Below are 15,871 nucleotides of genomic sequence, written 5' to 3' on the forward strand. Positions count from 1 at the left end.
TATTTGCGCAAATGCCCTACCATAATTGAAAAGACCAAGGGAGAATGTGAATTCATGTCAACTTTGCCAAACTGTCCAAAATGCAACTCCGAATACACGTACGAGGATGGAGCCAATCTGGTCTGCCCGGAATGCAGCCATGAATGGTCCAAAGAAGCAGGTGCCGATAGCACGGAAGAAAAGAAGATCGTGAAAGATGCGAATGGGAATGTCCTAAACGACGGGGACACCGTGACGGTCATCAAGGACCTGAAGGTAAAGGGAAGCTCCTCCGTTTTGAAAATAGGAACGCGCGTGAAAAACATCCGTTTGGTGGAGGGCGACCATGACATTGATTGCAAAATCGATGGCTTCGGCGCGATGAAGCTGAAATCGGAGTTTGTGAAAAAGGTATAGCGTGCGAAAAAGGAGGCAGCCTTGCATCATGCGCAGGCCGCCTCCTTTTTCGTTATTCACGCAGCTCCTTAGCCATTTCCACGAGCTTGCTCAGCGTATTCCAGTTGCGTACCGTGACAGGTTTGCCGAGCTTTTGCAGATTGACAGAGAGCTTGGCGTCGCGGACACTGCGACGGAACAAGAGATATACATCTCGTCCGACTATTTCGTACGCATCATCCTCGTTGTTGGCTGTCGCCAGCTTCTCGATGCCAAAGGGGAGAGGCGGCTCAGGCAGCGTCATTCCAAACACCGCTGCAATTTCCTGCTCGATGCGCTGCCGGACCGTGGCTTCCGCATCGGAGGATTCAAAGAGAACATTCCCGCTCTGGATGTACGTTTTGACACGGCGTAGACCGATATTTTCAAGCGCTGACCGCAGCTCTGCCATCTTTATCTTGTTTTTGCCGCCTACGTTGATTCCTCGCAGCAGGGCGACGTAGATTTGATGATTACCAGCCAAAATCGAGGGCCTTTCCGGTTTCTACATAGGTTTTGATGCTGCTGATGATGTAATGCCAGCTGTCCTTTGTCCGCTCGTAGGAAGGATGATCAGCCGGCCACTGATCGTTCACCAGAGTGAGACGCGTGCAGCTGCCTACCGTTTCGAGGGTCAAAGAGATCCTCGTTTCAAGCTCGGCATGTCTCTCATTGTAAGAAGGACCAGGATGCTCGGTATAGCTCATAAAACGGTAGGGTTCAAAGGCAAGAATGTTGCCGTAGACGTGAACCGTCTCTTCGCCGTCTGCTCCAGGACCTACATACGCATAGGGAGCGCCAATCTCAAAGGTAGATTGCAAGACAGATCCGAAAAAGATCGCTTTGGTTCCTTCTGGCGATAGGAGGGCATTCCATACTTCCTCCGGTTTAGCGCCAATATAAGTGACATACGTGAGTTCCACAAGTAGACCTCCCTTTCCATTAGCCAGACAGTTTTTGTAATCATTTTCCATCATATAGGAAATACAGTAGCAAGTCTTGTAAAAACGCGACAAGCGTAGAAGAGAATGGGCATAGATTCACATGCGTTAGGTACTGGGAAATATATCCATGGTTTGAATGTGGTAAAATAGATCGAGGATAGAGAGACTGAAAAACAGGAGGAGAAATGAATGAACACATCGGAAGAAAAAAAGAAGGCGAATCATAGACGATTAACCATCCGAAATATTATTAAAAGGGCGATCTTTATTACCATTGGTGCCGTCATTATGGCGTACGGCCTGGAAGCTGTGCTCATCCCGAACAATATCATTGACGGCGGGGTCACAGGCTTGTCCATGATCTTGAGCCATGTCACGACGATCAATCTGAGCTTGTTCTTGGTTATTTTAAACTTGCCCTTCTTTTTCCTGGGATATAAGCAAATCGGAAAAACCTTTGCGATCAGCATGTTGTATGGTATCGTAGCGCTTTCCGTTGCTACTTCCTTTATGCACCATGTCAAACCGGCAGTCGAAAATGAATTGCTGGCCGTAGTTTTCGGTGGCGTCATTTTAGGAATAGGTGTAGGCTTGACGATCCGCAATGGCGGGGTCTTGGATGGAACAGAAACGCTGGCGATTTTGGTGGAGAAGCGTCTGCCGTTCTCTGTTGGCGAGATCATCATGTTTGTGAACGTGATTATTTTCGCGATCGCAGCCTTCGTGTTCTCTTTGGAAAATGCGTTATTCTCGATGATCACTTATTATGTTGCCTTTAAAACGATTGATATTGTCGTAAAAGGCTTGGACGATATGAAATCCGTGTACATCATAAGTGACAATACGACTGAGATTGCAGATGCTATCACAGAGCGCCTGGGTCGCGGGGTCACTTATTTACACGGTGAAGGTTCTTACAGCGGGGAAGATAAACGCGTCATTTTATGTGTTTTTACCCGATTAGAGGAAACCAAGCTGAAAGATATCATCCGCGAATTGGACCCGCAAGCCTTTACGATCGCAACAGATGTATCCTCTGTGCATGGTGGACGTTTTAAGAAGAAAGATATTCATTAGCGCAAATGGATAACCCCCTATTCGATATCATGTGCATCAGAGGCTGCTGGAGCGATCCGGCAGCCTTTTTGTGTAGGGGCAGAAGTTTATTTTCGTTGCAAAAGATGCTGCATACTCTTTCCCATGATCTCAGTGAATAGGGGGAGGGTGATTTCCAGGGCAAGAGCTTCGGATCATTGCTGGGCGCAAAGCCAATGAACGAAACAATTGACAGGCAGAAAGCCGTTTGGTATGCTCATTTTTGATAATGATTATCAATATCGAGAATAAGTGTAGACAATGGACTTTTCCATACATAAGGGAGGCACATCGTAGGGAAGAAGCGCGTTGAAGAAAAGGCACTATCATTTACATAAAAGGGGAAGTCAACCATGAGAAAAATGCTACTACCTGTACTGCTCATCCTGACGATGGTGTTGAGTGCATGCGGAAAAGAAGCACCTGCCCCACAGGAGAATGCTGCTGCAGGCAATGAAACGAAAACCGAAACGAAAACGGGAACCATGACCTATCAGTCGGAAAATGGCCCTATTGAGATACCGGCCGATCCACAGCGTATTATCGGCCTGACCAACGCTCCGAACATTCTGTCTCTCGACGGCAAGCTGGTAGGGGTAGATGAGTGGACCAAGAAGAATCCTCTTTTCAAGGACAAATTGACCGAGGTAGAAACTGTATCCGATGAAGACCTGGAGAAAATCATCGAGTTGAAGCCCGACCTCATCATCGCTGGCTCCACCATGAAAAATTTGGATAAGATGAGCAAAATTGCGCCGACGATTGTGTACACATGGGGCAAGCTCGATTATTTGGCTCAGCAGCTGGAGATCGGGAAAGTATTGAACAAGGAAGCAGAAGCCAAGGCCTGGATCGATGATTTTACGAAGCGCGCCAAGGAAACAGGTGAAGAGATCAAAGCCAAGATCGGTGAAAAAGCGACTGTCTCGGTCTTTGAGTACGATGCGAAGAGCTTTTATGTATTTGGAAACAACTGGGCGCGGGGAACAGAGGTATTGTATCAGGCGATGGGCTTGAACATGCCGGACGCAGTGAAAAAGGAAGCGCTTGGCCCCGGGTATTACATGATGTCAGTGGAAGTGATCCCTCAATTTGCTGGAGATTACATCATCTTGAGCAAACCAACGGGTGAAGAGAATGCTTTCCTCAAGTCGGATACGTGGAAGAACATCCCTGCCGTCAGCCAAAAGCACATCATTGAAATCGACACAGAGGCATCCACATACAGCGATCCTACTACACTCGAGTACTTGCTGAAAATCTTTAAAGAAGGATTCCTCGGCAAAGCATGATCAAATCGCCGAAATCACGAAAACGCAGCCGCTGCAGCTGCGTTTTTTCTTTTGCCCCGCATTCATCAATCCAGGTAACCGACTACTTGATTGCATGCTTCCACAGCAGCAGGCGCGATCTTTAATGTCGATTGAGCTTCGCCAGTTCCTCCGTAAACCACCGGATAGCGAAAGAGACTGCGATCAAATAGGCAAGGAAGAGAAAGACCTACCAAGGGAACCGTGCCAATGCGAAAGCCCGTGATTTCCTCCACTTTTTTAGGAGAGGCGAGCTTCACTTCCTGACAGCCGAGGATCGCTGCGACTGCCTGGAAATCCAGACGCCCGCGGTCTCCCGACAGGATGGCCGAGACGTAGCCGTTTTCCGTTTCCAGCACCAGATGGGGGGCGGTTTGCCCGATCTCGATACCAAAATAATCGGCGCCTTCCTGAGCCGAGCGGATGGTTTGAGGGTGAGTAATCATTTCAAAAGAGACGTCTTTGCTTTTCAAGAGAGTCAGCAGCGCAGTCATAAACAAGCTCCCCCATCATTGGCATTTTCTATCTAAAATAGCACAAAACAATCCGGGCAGCACTTCACTTCGTAGACGAAGCTGAGTCAGGGAGTGCTGTACTCTGTCTCGACTTTGCCCACAGACGCAAGCGCCAGCTTCCTGTATCCTCGCAGAAGGTAGGTGCTGAGGGCTGGAGAATTATGCTAGGATGAGCTAAGCTTGCTGTTCAATGGAAGGGCAATGGAGGAGGAACCACCATATGAACTTACCTGACGTCATACAGCTCGGACCGTTCTTGGTCAAAATGAGCATGCTGATCATCGCGATCTCGATCCTGTTGGCATTTGCTGCCGTTCACTTGCGTCTGCGAGAGGAGAGAGTCTTCAAAAAGACCATCTGGGAAGTGATGAGCAGCAGTATCCTCTTAGGGTTTGTGGTCTGGAAATTCAGTTACATCCTTCTCTACCCATCAAAAGCGATGGCACAGCCCGCATCGATCCTCTACTTCTCAGGGGGAGACCGGGGATTTTGGCTGGCTTTGCTGGCTGTCATCGTCTATTTGGTAGTGACCGTACGCAAAAGAGGGATACCTGCACCGGCATTCGCTGCGTCTCTTGCGCTGAGCGGGTGGACGACCTGGGCAGCATTTTTTTTACTTTCATGGGCTGTGGACGGCCAGAACGGGTGGTACGATGTCCAGCAAGCGGCGATTGGCGTCGTCTTTTTGCTGCTCGTCATCCGCAAATGGGAGACACTCACGAGTGCAGTACCCTGGCTGAGTCTGTTGATGTGGTTTGGAATCAGTCAGGTATACGTGGGCTTCTTTTCTCAGCAGCGTTCCCTTCTGTTTGCAGGACTGTCGAAAACACAGTGGCTCTACTATTTATTCGCAGTGCTAGCCTGGTTTTTGGTCAGTCGAGCGCGACAAACAGGAGGTGCAACGCATGAAAAGGAATAGCGGGTTTGCTCTGATCGCACTCGCAGCTTTGCTAGGCTGGGGGTGGTTTACACAAGAGGCTGCTCCTGAACAAGAGACCTCGCAAACAGTCGGTACCCAGCGCGGGAATCTGGCTCCTGATTTTTCTCTGATGACAGCAGAAGGGGAAGCGATCAGACTGTCCGATTTGCGCGGGAAAAAGGTGATTGTCAATCTGTGGGCCACCTGGTGCCCGCCGTGCCGGGCGGAAATACCAGACATGCAGGCCTTTTACGAAGCTAATAAAGACAACGGCGTCGCCATCCTCGGGGTCAATCTGACAGCAACGGAAACCAGCGTAGAGAACGTAGCCGCTTTTGTCAAAACGTACGGCATGACCTTCCCTGTTCTTTTGGACGTCGACAAAGAGGTAGGAAGCCAGTTTCAGGCGATATCGATACCGACGAGCTACATCATCGATTCCAGAGGTGTCATCCGGGAGAAATTCATTGGGCCGATGGATCAGGAAAAGATGGAGAAAATGATCTCGTCCCTCGAGTAGGCACACGCTGCAGCCGCATGTACGCCAGCATAAAGCCTTGTTTTTCCCCGCATACTACCAGGGAGGGGATGAGGAACATGGAATTTCATTACACGGTTACTTCCAACAAGTCGGTTGAGGACGTTATCGGAGCATTGGATGCACAGCTGAAAGCGGAACATTTCAGCATCTTGTGGCAGCTGGATTTGACGCAAAAGCTGAGAGAGAAAGGGATCGAGGATTACACGAGACCTTTTCACATACTGGAGGTTTGCAATCCGCATGAAGCAGCCAAGGTCCTCGGCCACAACGAGCTGGTCGGATACTTTCTGCCGTGCAAGATCGTGGTCTATGCCGACCAAAGCCACGTGCGCATTGGGTTGCCCAGACCTACTGCCCTGCTCGGGTTTCTCAACAGCTCTGAGTTGAGTGAAAAAGCCGAGGAAATCGAACAAACCTTGATTCGCGTGATCGAAGCGGCAAAGTGAGTGCCCGGTGAAAAAGGAACCGACAGCCAGAAGGGAGCTGTCGGTTCTTTGCGCGGTTCACGCGCAGATCAGGTATTTGGATTGTTATCTGTCTGTTTGGCTGGAACGGCTTTGTCTACGGGAAGAATCTTGCTAAGCAAACCGTAAATTTTCTTGGACTCCTTGGTCAATAGCGGACCTAGAATCGCGAGAATGAGCACGTAAAGCGCTGCAAACGGCTGGAGAATTTCCATGAGTGCCCCGGCTTTTCCCAGATTGGCCATGATGATAGAAAATTCACCGCGAGAGACGATGGTAAGTCCGATGTTGGTAGAAGCCTTGGCGTTCAAACCAGCACTTTTCCCGGCGAGCATACCTGCTGCGACATTCCCGATGATGGTGACAATGACGGCACCGATCGAGAGCCACACAGCGCCTCCTAGTGACAGCGGATCGATGGTCAGACCGAAGCTGAAGAAGAACATCGCTCCGAAGAAGTCACGGAAAGGCAAAATCATATGCTCGATACGTTTCATGTGCTGCGTTTCTGCCAGGATGAGGCCGACCAACAAGGCACCGATCGCTTCCGCCACATGGATGGTCTCGGAAAAGCCCGCAATCAGGAACAGAGCGGCAAAAACAGTGATCATAAACACTTCATTTGATTTGATATTCAAGGCACGATTGAGGAAGGGAACGAGCTTGCGCCCCACGATGATGAGGAGCAGCATATAACCGAGGGCAATCAGGGCGGAACTGAGAACACCCATGAGAGAGGTGGCTCCGCTCAAGACGAGACCGGACACGATGGAGATGTACACGGCCAAAAATATGTCTTCGAACATGATGATCCCCAAGATCATCTCTGTTTCGCGATTTGCTGTACGTTTGAGATCCACCAGGACTTTCGCCACGATGGCGCTGGAGGAGATCGTAGTGATTCCAGCGATAATGAGGATTTCTTTCAAAGGGAAGCCTGCGACCCAACCAAACAAAAGGCCCAGGGTAAAGTTGATGACGATGTAGATGGTACCGCCGACTGCGATGGAACGGCCGGCTTTGATCAAACGGCCTACAGAAAACTCAAGTCCCAGATAAAACAACAGGAAGAGTACACCGACACGGCCCATGAATTCAATGAGTGGTGCGCTTTGAATAAAACGTAGGTCAAACAAGCCGATGTCGGGAGCGTGCGGGCCCACGACCATTCCCACGAGAATGTAAAAAGGAACAATGGAGAATTTTAATTTGACGGAGAGGAAGCCGGCCAACGCAATTAAAGCGAGAGCGAGACCGACTTCAAAGACAATGTGCTCCAAATCACTCACCCCCTGTGCTAAATGTAGATTTTAGCGCTTTCACCTGCTTCCGCTCGCCAGCTACGACCAAGGTGGCCCCTGCCTGGAGAACATACTCTGGACCTGGATTGATGGTTTGACGGTGGTCTTTTTCGATAATCGCGATGATGGTGGCACCCGTTTCCTGACGGATGTTCATTTCGCCGATCGTTTTTCCCATGCAACGCGCTCCGGGTTCTAGTTTGTACCATTCGATGACGAGTTTATCCAGAGCGACTTCAACGGTTTCCAGCGCAGACGGCTTATACGTCAGACCGCCTACTATGGCCGCGATTTGCCTCGCTTCATCGTCGTCGAGGGTCACCATGGAAATAGTCTCATCCGGATCGTCCTTGTCAAAGTGAAAAAGCTCTCGGCGTCCGTCATCGTGAATGATAATGACGAGCTTGTCGCCACCTCTTGTTTCTACTTGGTATTTCCGCCCGATACCCGGCAAATCTGACTCTCTGATTGAAAACATGCGCAACCTCCTTTGGCCATCTACTGTCTACAAGCAAATAAGATTTGGAATGATCGCCATTCCAGTGATATTTTAGTAATGTCCCCCTTTTCCGCGATTTACTTGTCGACAAACATATTACAATATAATTATATACTAATGACGACAAAAAAGCTTCAAAATGAAACATTTATATAATAAAATGACACATGTTTTAGGGTGGGTGTTCACAAATGGCAAACAAGCAGTACCGGCTTACAGAGGCTGAATGGCGCTTTATTCAGGAAATGCGGGAGATGGACATGGAGGGGATTCTGGATATTGTGATCGCGCTTCGAGTCGAGGTCAAAGAACTGGAGAAGAAGGCAGAGAGCATCAGCCAGATGCAGAGGGCTAACTGGGAGCAGGAAGTGGAGCAGCTGCAAAAGCGGATGGAGCAGCTGCGTGTGTTTGAGCAGGAAATACGCAATACGTGGCCACAGGATTAAACGACAAAACCGGCAACCCCGTTATCTATAGACGGGACTGCCGGTTTTTTGCCTATCGCCCGGGACGCTCGACAGGGGTTTTGTTGATGATGTAGTAGCAGATCATCAAGGTGAGGATCACACCCGCATACAACAAGGTATGTACGGGATTGTGATGGTCGACGATAATGAGCCGGATCATAGCGGTAATGCCGATGTACAGAAAGTAGCGCATGGGGAAGTGATAGTTCTCCCGGAAGTACTTCACGATCATGGAGATGAACTCAAAGTAAAGAAAAAAGATCAGGATCTTTTCAAGGAATTCACCGAGGGACGTCTCGTGCAGGAACGTCATTTGGGCAAAGTAAATCAGTTCCTTGCCAAGCAAATAAATAAGGATGACGGCGAGAAAAATGAGCGAAGCGTTCAAAATCTGCTGGAGCAGAAAGGGAAAGGAGAACTGCTTGAGTGTCGTTTTCAGATGTTCCAAGGTGAATACCCCCCTCGATCGTGAAGGAACAGAATTTATTATGTTATACTAATATAATTAAAATTCAGAAATAAAACAACACATTAATCTAAAAGTGACATACTATTTACAAAACTCGCGCAGAACCCTTGTGCTTCGCTTTTATTTTCATGATATTGTTACTAGAGGAAGACAACGACGAACTTCATGGTGAGCAGTTTGATTTTGGGAAAAGATCAAAAAGATTCGCGGGAGGATGAAGCACGATGTACAAGGTAGAAAAAAAGGATCTGATTTATACGATGTCTCCTGATCACTCGCCAACTCTTCGTGTCGAGAGTGGCAGTGTGGTCACATTTGAAACCTGCGACTGCTTTGAGGATCAGATCCAGTCAGCCGACACAGCCTTTGGTGAGCTGGATTGGAATCGGATCAATCCTGCATCCGGCCCAGTCTTTATCGAAGGGGCAGAGCCAGGAGATATTCTTGCTGTACATATTCAGAAAATTGAGATTAACAACCGAGGTGTCATGGTTACGGGGCCGAATTTAGGTGTGATGGGCTTCGAGCTGCAAGAAAACGTCATCAGGATGATTCCCATCGAGGATGGAAAAGCCATTCTGACGGACAAGCTGCAGGTGCCGCTTAACCCGATGATTGGTGTGATTGGAACGGCTCCGGCAAAGGAAGGCATTTCTTGCGGGACACCAGGAGACCATGGAGGTAACATGGACTGCAAACAAATGCGGGAAGGAACTACGCTGCTTTTGCCGGTAAATGTGCCGGGGGCTCTGTTTGCACTAGGCGATCTGCACGCAGCGATGGCGGACGGAGAAGTGGCTGTTTGTGGCGTGGAGATCGCGGGAGAAGTGACCGTGAAGCTGGACGTCATAAAGGGAAAGAGCTGGCCGTTACCCATGGCGATCAACGAGGAGCATCTGATGACGATTGCTTCGGAAAAGGAACTGGACAAAGCAGCTGATCGTGCAGTGGTCAACATGGTTCGTTTTCTGCATGACGAACTGGATCTGCCAAAAGCGGAAGCGACCTTCTTGCTGTCTGCCGCCGGAGATTTGCGTGTTTGCCAGGTAGTTGACCCGTTGAAGACGGCCCGCGTAGAGCTGCCGCTCGAGTACGCAAGAGCTGCTGGGCTTGATTTGACGATAGTGGGAAGGTAGGAATAGAAAACCCCCTGATCGCAAACGGCAGAGGAGTCGATCCTCACCGCTATGCGACTAGGGGGTTTTTCTTCGTTAGGCCGTGACAGGCTCGGAATCCGAGGCTGCCTTTTCGGGATGGAATTCATTTTCGTGCTTCGCGATTACGACAGTCGCTACGCCATTTCCAATCAGGTTGGTGATCGCGCGTGCTTCGGACATGAAGCGGTCGACTCCGAGGAGCAGTGCGATTCCTTCTACCGGGATCATCGGGAAGGCGGCCAAGGTGGCAGCCAGCGTGATAAACCCGGAGCCTGTCACACCTGCCGCTCCTTTGGAGGTAATCATCAAAATGCCGAGCAGCGTGATTTGCTGCCAAATGCTCAGATCTACTCCATAGGCTTGTGCGATGAACATGGCAGCCATCGACAGATAGATTGAGGTGCCGTCGAGGTTAAATGAATAGCCTGTCGGAACAACCAGACCTACGACCGATTTGGAGCAGCCGTATTTCTCCAGGCGAGCCATCATGCGCGGCAGAGCGGACTCCGAGGAGGAAGTTCCGAGCACGAGCAGGATTTCCTCGCGAATGTACGAGATAAAGGAGAAGATGCTGAATTTATAGTAGCGGGCAATACCGCCAAGAATCAGGATAATAAACAGGAACATCGTGATGTACACAGCGGTCATCAAGAGTCCGAGCCTAGTAAGCGAGCCGATCCCAAACTTGCCGATCGTGTAGGACATGGCACCGAAAGCGGCGATCGGAGAGACCTTCATAATCATGTTGACGACTCCGAAGAACCCGTGAGTCAGCTTGTCGAACAGCTTGATGACAGGCTGGGAGGCTTGACCCATGGCGGCCAGCGAGAGACCGAAGAGCACGGCGAAGAACAAAATCGGCAGCAGCTCGCCTTTGGCCATGGCTCCGACGATGTTTTCCGGAATGATGGCTACAAAAAAGTCGATAAAGCCGTGATTGCTATCCGCAGCAGCTTTTGTGTACTGGGAGACGTCCCCGCTCGTCAAGCCGGTTTTGTCAAAGCCAGCTCCTGGTTTGATCAGGTTCACTACGAGCAGGCCGATCGCCAGAGCAATCGTGGTAACGATTTCAAAATAGATCAGCGCTTTGCCACCGATCTTGCCGACCTTCTTCATGTCACCCATACTGGCGATTCCGTTAACAACGGTGAAGAAGACGATCGGAGGAATAACCATTTTAATGAGTTTGACAAACACGTCCGCCAATACTTTGAGCTCCGCCCCGAATTTGGGAGCAAAATGACCGACGATGATTCCAAGAATAATGGCGATAACAACTTGCACAGTCAGATTTTTTAAATTGATCCGCATGTGGCCCCGTCCTTTCTCGTCTGTGATGAAAGCGTCTTCAATAGTCTTAGTTCGCATTTTATAGAATGGGGAAGCGGTTTCATAGAATACGGTCATATTGGTTGTTTTGGTCTTTTTGGTCTTGCCAGAGGGACGTAAGCATGTACCGAAAATTGCCAAGCGAAAATGTCGGCATTGACATACTCTCGACATGAATCGCAGGTAAAGTAGTACTTGTACATAGAACGTACGTTACGTATTTACACCCGGGAGAATGGAGGATCTACCATGATTAAAAAACAGTATCTGGCGGTTGCTTCTGCTTTGATTCTGACAGCGGGACTGTTTCCTGCTAGCTCCGACGCACAAGTAGCAAAGAAGAACCTGACAGCGAACTACAACAACATCAAAGTCCTGTATAACGGCAGCCAAGTTTCCACTACGATCGAGCCATTCATCGTAAACGGAACCACTTACATCCCTCTGCGCATGATGGCAGGCGTATTCAACAAAGACATCACGTGGGATGGCACGAACTACACGATCAACGTAAAAGACCAAGCAGACCCTGGGTATGAATCGATGCTGGCTCAAAAAGATGCGGAGATCGAAAGACTGAAATCACAAATCGACGATCTGAATGACGAAATCGATGGCCTGGAAGACGATCTGGCTGATTATGAAGACGACGATGATAGCGACATCGATGACGATCTTTCCGATCTGGAAGATGAGCTGAACGATGAGTTCGAAGATTACGATGATGACCTCGGCTCGATCAGCATCGAGATCGATGGCGACGAAGACGAAGTAGAAGTAGAGATCTACGTAGATGGAGAAAACTACGAGGATTCCACTGGTGACGAAATCGATACAGACGCTCTGGAAGATCTGGTCCAAGAAGTTGTTGAATACATCTGGGACGAGTACGATGACAACGTAGATGTAACAGGTACTATCTACGATGAAAGCGACGATGACGAAGAGCTCTACGACTTCGAGGGAGATTCTGATGATGAAGCAATCTACCTGGATGGCGATGAAATTTAATTGATACTACACTTAAAAAAGCCTTGCACCCCAACAGGGAAAGCAAGGCTTTTTTCCTATTTCCAAAAAGAGCAAATCCACATATAAAAAGAAAGAGGTAAACTGATAGTATAGAAAGAGAGAAGGGCGAATCAAAAGGTGATCGCGAATGGGGAATGATGATATGTCGATCAGTCAGGAACGACTACCATGAAAAACATACTATTGGTAGAGGACGAGCTCGTAATTTCGAGAGTGCTGAAAGCCTATTTGCAAAAGGCGGGCTATCAGGTATGGCAGGCGGTCGATGGACTTGAGGCTACGCAGTTGTTCGATGAAAAGAAGCCGGATCTGGTTCTGCTAGATGTCATGCTGCCCGAGCGCAACGGGTGGGAAATCCTGCAGTACATACGGGAGAAAAGTGCCTGTCCGGTCATTATGATCACCGCCCTCGGACAAACCGATCAAAAGCTGATGGGGTTAAATGAAGGGGCGGACGATTACATCACAAAACCTTTCGTGGCGGAAGAGGTTGTGGCGCGTGTCAATGCTGTGCTGCGGCGATCAGCCATTCTGATAAAGGACCAGGAGACGCGCATCTATGGCAGTTTGAAAATCAACTTTCAGTCCCACAACGTAACGCTGCATGGACTGGAAGTGGTGTTTCATCCGCGGGACCTGTCGCTGCTGCTGTTTCTGGCACAGAATCCGAATCAGACCTTTACGCGGGATCAGCTGATCGATCAGGTGTGGGGAATGGATTATGGCGGGAGCGATCGCGCAGTAGATTTGGCAATCAAGCGAATTCGCAAAACGTTGGAAAACTGGCCTTCCTTTGAAGGGGAGATCAAGACGCTGCGAGGGGTGGGGTATCAGTTCTGTGTTTACCAAAAACAAAAACAGTGAGCCAGTATCCCTCCTGCGTTATTGGACGGTGCGCTACCTGATTACATTGATTTGCGGGCTGGTCATCGTCGGGATCGTCTCCGGCTACTGGATCAAATACGCGGCGACAGAAAAGCAGCTGGAGGTCACACGGCTATTTGCCGAGGAAGTAGCAGACCGTGTCGTGGATGATGACGGTCATTTGCTCGTGGGCGCGACGCTGCATCAGGTATTGGACAATCGACGCAAGTTCATGGGTGTAGACCGCAATCTCTTGCTGTTCATTCGAAATGAGCAAGGAGACTTGATCTACAGCCGTCCGGATCAACTGCCTCCTTTGCTTCAGCAAGGTCTCGACAGGATGCTCTCCAGCGCCGATCGATCCGAAAAAGTGAAGCAGCCAAATGGCGACATTCTGTACGTGGTGAAAAAGGATTTGGAATATAATGACAAAATAATCGGGAAAGTTATCTTGCTCTTCCCCGAGGCGGATATCAAAGTGAGCAAGGAACAGCTCCAATATCTGGTGATCATGCTAGTGAGTCTGGGCATCCTGGGCTGGGCGGTCATCTACTTTCACTCCCGGCGACTATCAGAACCGATTCAGAATGTAGTAATGGCTGCCAGGCAGATCGTGGAGGGCAATTACGATGTGCCGGTCAACAAGGCGATCAAGGAACGGGAAATTCACGAGCTCGTCTACACCTTTAAAGAGATGGCAGATCGTCTGCGGCAGCTGGAAAGTATGCGGACAGAGCTCTTGGCGGGCGTAACGCACGAGCTGAAGACGCCGGTCACATCCATTAGCGGGCTGGTGCAGGCGATCAACGATGAAGTGGTCACGGGTGAGGAAGAAAAAGAGTTCCTGGAGATTTGCCTGAAGGAGACGAGGCGCCTGCAAAAGATGGTGGAGGATTTGCTCGATTTCAACTCGTTTGCGGTAGGAGCTATCGCCGTGGCGCAGGAAGAGCAAAATCTGAACAAGCTCATCAGAGAAATTGCCTCCCAATGGAAAATCGTGCAGGACCCGGATGGAGTTTCTCTTTATACGAACATACCGGAAAAACAGGTCACAGTCTTTGTAGATCCGGGGCGTGTCCAGCAGATCCTGATCAATCTGCTAAACAATGCGCGCCAGGCCATCGGGGAAGGCGGCAAAATCGAGCTGGAGCTGTACGAGACGAACGCAGACATGCGGATCGATGTAAAAGATAACGGACAAGGAATTCCCAAAGAGGAGCAAGCACTGATTTTTGAGCGATTCTTCCGTGGAAGCAACAAGAAAGACAAGGTGCGGGGGCTGGGACTTGGCCTCTCCTTTTCGCGGATGATTGCCAAAGCGCTTGGTGGGGACTTGTTGCTCAAGGAGAGTACGAGTGCTGGCTCTACCTTTACCTTGATCCTGCCAAAATCTGCTGCCTAAAAAGGCCAGCCCCTGACAGCGTTGCTGACAAGGAGCGGGCCTTTTGTGTGTCTTCGGATTAGCTTCCATCTTGCAAGGGAGCAGCGGAAGTTACTTGACGCAGGATAGCCACTGGCGGTACTTGTCCAGAGCGAGCCCTTCCTCGAGCGCTGTCCGGGCTTTGGAGATGCCTTCCTCGAGCGACTCTGCATGCTTCGTGACCCACAGTCTCAGGCCGCTGTTGAGCAGTACCATGTTTCGATAAGCCAGATGGGACTCGCCGCGCAGAACGGCTTCTGCCGTTTGCCAGTGCAGCTCGGCTGTCCATTCCGTTTCCGGTACGTCAGCCATCAGTCCCAATGAGTCGGGGTCGATCGTAGCGGGGGAGAAATCGCCGTTTTCTACGATCAGCGTGCGGGTCGGCTTGGCGACCGTCACATCTTCGGAGCCTTCCATTCCCTGGACCACGATGCCTCTTTCTACACCCAGACGCAAAAGCAGGGCGGCAACCTTTTCAAATACCGTTCCATGATAGACACCGACTGCCATGTAGGGCGCGTCTGTGAAGCGAAGCAGTTTTTCTACCGTGTTGAACATCGTGCGGATGCCGATTTCCAGACGAAGCGGCCTTATGTCGCGCAATGCTGCGCAGCTGCCTTCTGTCTGGACGTACATGACTCCAGATTGCGCAGCTGCCTGCAAAAATCGTTCGCTCGCCGCTCGCTCTTGCTCCGCAGCGATTCCGTTCGCCGACAGAATATCGGACAGCGTCATCCCCCATTTTGGCGGCAGGGAGCGGCTGCTGTGCAATGTGACAGGCAACCCGCAGGCACTGAGCACAAAAGCAGTAGGGAATGTGGCAAAAAAGGAAGTCCGTCGCCCATCGTAAGGGCCGGCGCAGTCGATGCTCCCCGGAAAGGAGAGGGGGGTAATCGTCTCGCGATAAACATCGATGAATGCCGTGATTTCGTCTGGGGACTCCATTTTAATCCGCTCGGCCATCAAAAAGGCACCTATTTGGGCAGGGGTGGCCGTCCCATCCCGGAACATGCTGGCTGCCTGCGCTGCTTGTTCGTAGGACAAATCCTTTGCCCCCCGCTTGCCCCGTCCTACTTCTTTCAAAAGCTCAAACATGGTTTCATCTCTCCCGCCTCAGTCGGTAGACCTGAC

Annotated in this window: 19 protein-coding genes; 11 read left to right on the plus strand and 8 right to left on the minus strand. The window is 50.1% G+C overall.

Translation table 11 applies throughout. The features are described 5' to 3' along the window. The first annotated feature begins 54 nt into the window (after positions 1–54). Positions 55–396 carry a zinc ribbon domain-containing protein YjdM gene (locus tag EDM59_RS14530; RefSeq protein ID WP_122924261.1) on the plus strand — a complete coding sequence of 114 codons (342 nt, stop codon included), beginning with the start codon at positions 55–57 and terminating at the stop codon, positions 394–396. Between the two features lie 52 nt (positions 397–448). Here the strand turns inward: EDM59_RS14530 and EDM59_RS14535 are convergent, their stop codons facing one another. Both EDM59_RS14535 and EDM59_RS14540 read right to left on the minus strand, forming a co-directional pair. Continuing rightward, positions 449–898, minus strand: coding sequence for a DUF1697 domain-containing protein (locus EDM59_RS14535; RefSeq protein WP_246011054.1), 450 nt, complete (start codon positions 896–898; stop codon positions 449–451). Beyond that, the gene (locus tag EDM59_RS14540; protein WP_246011055.1) at positions 888–1,337 is read right to left on the minus strand and encodes an SRPBCC domain-containing protein; all 450 of its coding nucleotides are present in this window, start codon (positions 1,335–1,337) and stop codon (positions 888–890) included. The genes EDM59_RS14535 and EDM59_RS14540 overlap by 11 nt, the downstream gene beginning before the upstream one ends. Before the next feature lie 210 nt (positions 1,338–1,547). On the opposite strand from EDM59_RS14540, the gene EDM59_RS14545 reads away from it, so the two are divergent. Together EDM59_RS14545 and EDM59_RS14550 are read left to right on the plus strand one after the other, a co-directional pair. Then, complete coding sequence (locus EDM59_RS14545; RefSeq protein ID WP_122924262.1) at positions 1,548–2,435, plus strand: YitT family protein; 888 nt, start codon at positions 1,548–1,550, stop codon at positions 2,433–2,435. Positions 2,436–2,806: 371 nt separating this feature from the next. Next, positions 2,807–3,745 (plus strand): iron-hydroxamate ABC transporter substrate-binding protein, encoded by a 939-nt coding sequence (locus EDM59_RS14550; RefSeq protein WP_122924263.1) that lies wholly within the window; start codon positions 2,807–2,809, stop codon positions 3,743–3,745. Positions 3,746–3,810: 65 nt separating this feature from the next. Here the strand turns inward: EDM59_RS14550 and EDM59_RS14555 are convergent, their stop codons facing one another. Further along, positions 3,811–4,257: an aminoacyl-tRNA deacylase gene (locus EDM59_RS14555; protein ID WP_122924264.1), complete on the minus strand. Its 447-nt coding sequence runs from the start codon at positions 4,255–4,257 to the stop codon at positions 3,811–3,813. Positions 4,258–4,498: 241 nt separating this feature from the next. Between EDM59_RS14555 and EDM59_RS14560 the strand changes: the two genes are divergently transcribed. From EDM59_RS14560 to EDM59_RS14570, 3 genes are all read left to right on the plus strand, one after another. Then, a complete protein-coding gene (locus EDM59_RS14560; RefSeq protein WP_122924265.1) occupies positions 4,499–5,197 on the plus strand; it encodes a prolipoprotein diacylglyceryl transferase in 699 nt (232 codons plus the stop codon). Beyond that, entirely contained in the window at positions 5,184–5,717 is a 534-nt protein-coding gene (locus tag EDM59_RS14565; RefSeq protein ID WP_122924266.1) for a peroxiredoxin family protein, read from the plus strand. Before EDM59_RS14560 ends, EDM59_RS14565 begins: the two co-directional genes overlap by 14 nt. Positions 5,718–5,794: 77 nt before the next feature. Further along, positions 5,795–6,184, plus strand: coding sequence for a DUF302 domain-containing protein (locus EDM59_RS14570; RefSeq protein WP_122924267.1), 390 nt, complete (start codon positions 5,795–5,797; stop codon positions 6,182–6,184). A 68-nt stretch (positions 6,185–6,252) separates the two neighbouring features. On the opposite strand, the gene EDM59_RS14575 is transcribed toward EDM59_RS14570, so the two are convergent. Then, positions 6,253–7,482, minus strand: coding sequence for a cation:proton antiporter (locus EDM59_RS14575; protein WP_122924268.1), 1,230 nt, complete (start codon positions 7,480–7,482; stop codon positions 6,253–6,255). Between the two features lies 1 nt (position 7,483). Further along, complete coding sequence (locus tag EDM59_RS14580) at positions 7,484–7,981, minus strand: cation:proton antiporter regulatory subunit (protein WP_092266199.1); 498 nt, start codon at positions 7,979–7,981, stop codon at positions 7,484–7,486. Positions 7,982–8,193: 212 nt separating this feature from the next. Between EDM59_RS14580 and EDM59_RS14585 the strand changes: the two genes are divergently transcribed. Further along, positions 8,194–8,448, plus strand: coding sequence for a hypothetical protein (locus EDM59_RS14585; protein ID WP_122924269.1), 255 nt, complete (start codon positions 8,194–8,196; stop codon positions 8,446–8,448). Positions 8,449–8,500: 52 nt separating this feature from the next. Here the strand turns inward: EDM59_RS14585 and psiE are convergent, their stop codons facing one another. Then, complete coding sequence (gene psiE / locus EDM59_RS14590; RefSeq protein ID WP_122924270.1) at positions 8,501–8,917, minus strand: phosphate-starvation-inducible protein PsiE; 417 nt, start codon at positions 8,915–8,917, stop codon at positions 8,501–8,503. A 245-nt stretch (positions 8,918–9,162) separates the two neighbouring features. Between psiE and EDM59_RS14595 the strand changes: the two genes are divergently transcribed. After that, positions 9,163–10,074 (plus strand): acetamidase/formamidase family protein, encoded by a 912-nt coding sequence (locus tag EDM59_RS14595; protein WP_122924271.1) that lies wholly within the window; start codon positions 9,163–9,165, stop codon positions 10,072–10,074. A gap of 75 nt (positions 10,075–10,149) precedes the next feature. Here EDM59_RS14595 and EDM59_RS14600 read toward each other — a convergent pair whose 3' ends face one another. Beyond that, on the minus strand, positions 10,150–11,406 hold the full coding sequence (locus EDM59_RS14600) for a dicarboxylate/amino acid:cation symporter (RefSeq protein WP_122924272.1): 1,257 nt from the start codon (positions 11,404–11,406) through the stop codon (positions 10,150–10,152). A gap of 267 nt (positions 11,407–11,673) precedes the next feature. On the opposite strand from EDM59_RS14600, the gene EDM59_RS14605 reads away from it, so the two are divergent. The 3 genes from EDM59_RS14605 (at position 11,674) to EDM59_RS14615 (ending at position 14,722) form a co-directional block, all read left to right on the plus strand. Beyond that, positions 11,674–12,435 (plus strand): stalk domain-containing protein, encoded by a 762-nt coding sequence (locus tag EDM59_RS14605; protein WP_122924273.1) that lies wholly within the window; start codon positions 11,674–11,676, stop codon positions 12,433–12,435. Positions 12,436–12,624: 189 nt separating this feature from the next. Continuing rightward, positions 12,625–13,320 (plus strand): response regulator transcription factor, encoded by a 696-nt coding sequence (locus EDM59_RS14610; RefSeq protein ID WP_092266194.1) that lies wholly within the window; start codon positions 12,625–12,627, stop codon positions 13,318–13,320. Next, complete coding sequence (locus EDM59_RS14615; protein ID WP_122924274.1) at positions 13,295–14,722, plus strand: HAMP domain-containing sensor histidine kinase; 1,428 nt, start codon at positions 13,295–13,297, stop codon at positions 14,720–14,722. The genes EDM59_RS14610 and EDM59_RS14615 overlap by 26 nt, the downstream gene beginning before the upstream one ends. Before the next feature lie 90 nt (positions 14,723–14,812). On the opposite strand, the gene EDM59_RS14620 is transcribed toward EDM59_RS14615, so the two are convergent. Next, positions 14,813–15,835 (minus strand): anthranilate phosphoribosyltransferase, encoded by a 1,023-nt coding sequence (locus EDM59_RS14620; protein ID WP_122924275.1) that lies wholly within the window; start codon positions 15,833–15,835, stop codon positions 14,813–14,815. Between the last annotated feature and the right edge of the window lie 36 nt (positions 15,836–15,871).

It is taken from the genome of Brevibacillus nitrificans, from assembly GCF_003710965.1.
Classification (GTDB): domain Bacteria; phylum Bacillota; class Bacilli; order Brevibacillales; family Brevibacillaceae; genus Brevibacillus; species Brevibacillus centrosporus.

What these genes read in the sequence shown, in the direction of transcription:
- EDM59_RS14530 (WP_122924261.1), top strand. Translation starts at nt 55, where the DNA reads ATGTCAACTTTGCCAAACTGTCCAAAATGCAACTCCGAATACACGTAC.
- EDM59_RS14550 (WP_122924263.1), top strand. Translation starts at nt 2,807, where the DNA reads ATGAGAAAAATGCTACTACCTGTACTGCTCATCCTGACGATGGTGTTG.
- EDM59_RS14585 (WP_122924269.1), top strand. Translation starts at nt 8,194, where the DNA reads ATGGCAAACAAGCAGTACCGGCTTACAGAGGCTGAATGGCGCTTTATT.
- EDM59_RS14565 (WP_122924266.1), top strand. Translation starts at nt 5,184, where the DNA reads ATGAAAAGGAATAGCGGGTTTGCTCTGATCGCACTCGCAGCTTTGCTA.
- EDM59_RS14555 (WP_122924264.1), bottom strand. Translation starts at nt 4,257, where the DNA reads ATGACTGCGCTGCTGACTCTCTTGAAAAGCAAAGACGTCTCTTTTGAA.
- EDM59_RS14570 (WP_122924267.1), top strand. Translation starts at nt 5,795, where the DNA reads ATGGAATTTCATTACACGGTTACTTCCAACAAGTCGGTTGAGGACGTT.
- EDM59_RS14560 (WP_122924265.1), top strand. Translation starts at nt 4,499, where the DNA reads ATGAACTTACCTGACGTCATACAGCTCGGACCGTTCTTGGTCAAAATG.
- EDM59_RS14620 (WP_122924275.1), bottom strand. Translation starts at nt 15,835, where the DNA reads ATGTTTGAGCTTTTGAAAGAAGTAGGACGGGGCAAGCGGGGGGCAAAG.
- EDM59_RS14605 (WP_122924273.1), top strand. Translation starts at nt 11,674, where the DNA reads ATGATTAAAAAACAGTATCTGGCGGTTGCTTCTGCTTTGATTCTGACA.
- EDM59_RS14610 (WP_092266194.1), top strand. Translation starts at nt 12,625, where the DNA reads ATGAAAAACATACTATTGGTAGAGGACGAGCTCGTAATTTCGAGAGTG.
- EDM59_RS14600 (WP_122924272.1), bottom strand. Translation starts at nt 11,406, where the DNA reads ATGCGGATCAATTTAAAAAATCTGACTGTGCAAGTTGTTATCGCCATT.
- EDM59_RS14595 (WP_122924271.1), top strand. Translation starts at nt 9,163, where the DNA reads ATGTACAAGGTAGAAAAAAAGGATCTGATTTATACGATGTCTCCTGAT.
- EDM59_RS14580 (WP_092266199.1), bottom strand. Translation starts at nt 7,981, where the DNA reads ATGTTTTCAATCAGAGAGTCAGATTTGCCGGGTATCGGGCGGAAATAC.
- EDM59_RS14545 (WP_122924262.1), top strand. Translation starts at nt 1,548, where the DNA reads ATGAACACATCGGAAGAAAAAAAGAAGGCGAATCATAGACGATTAACC.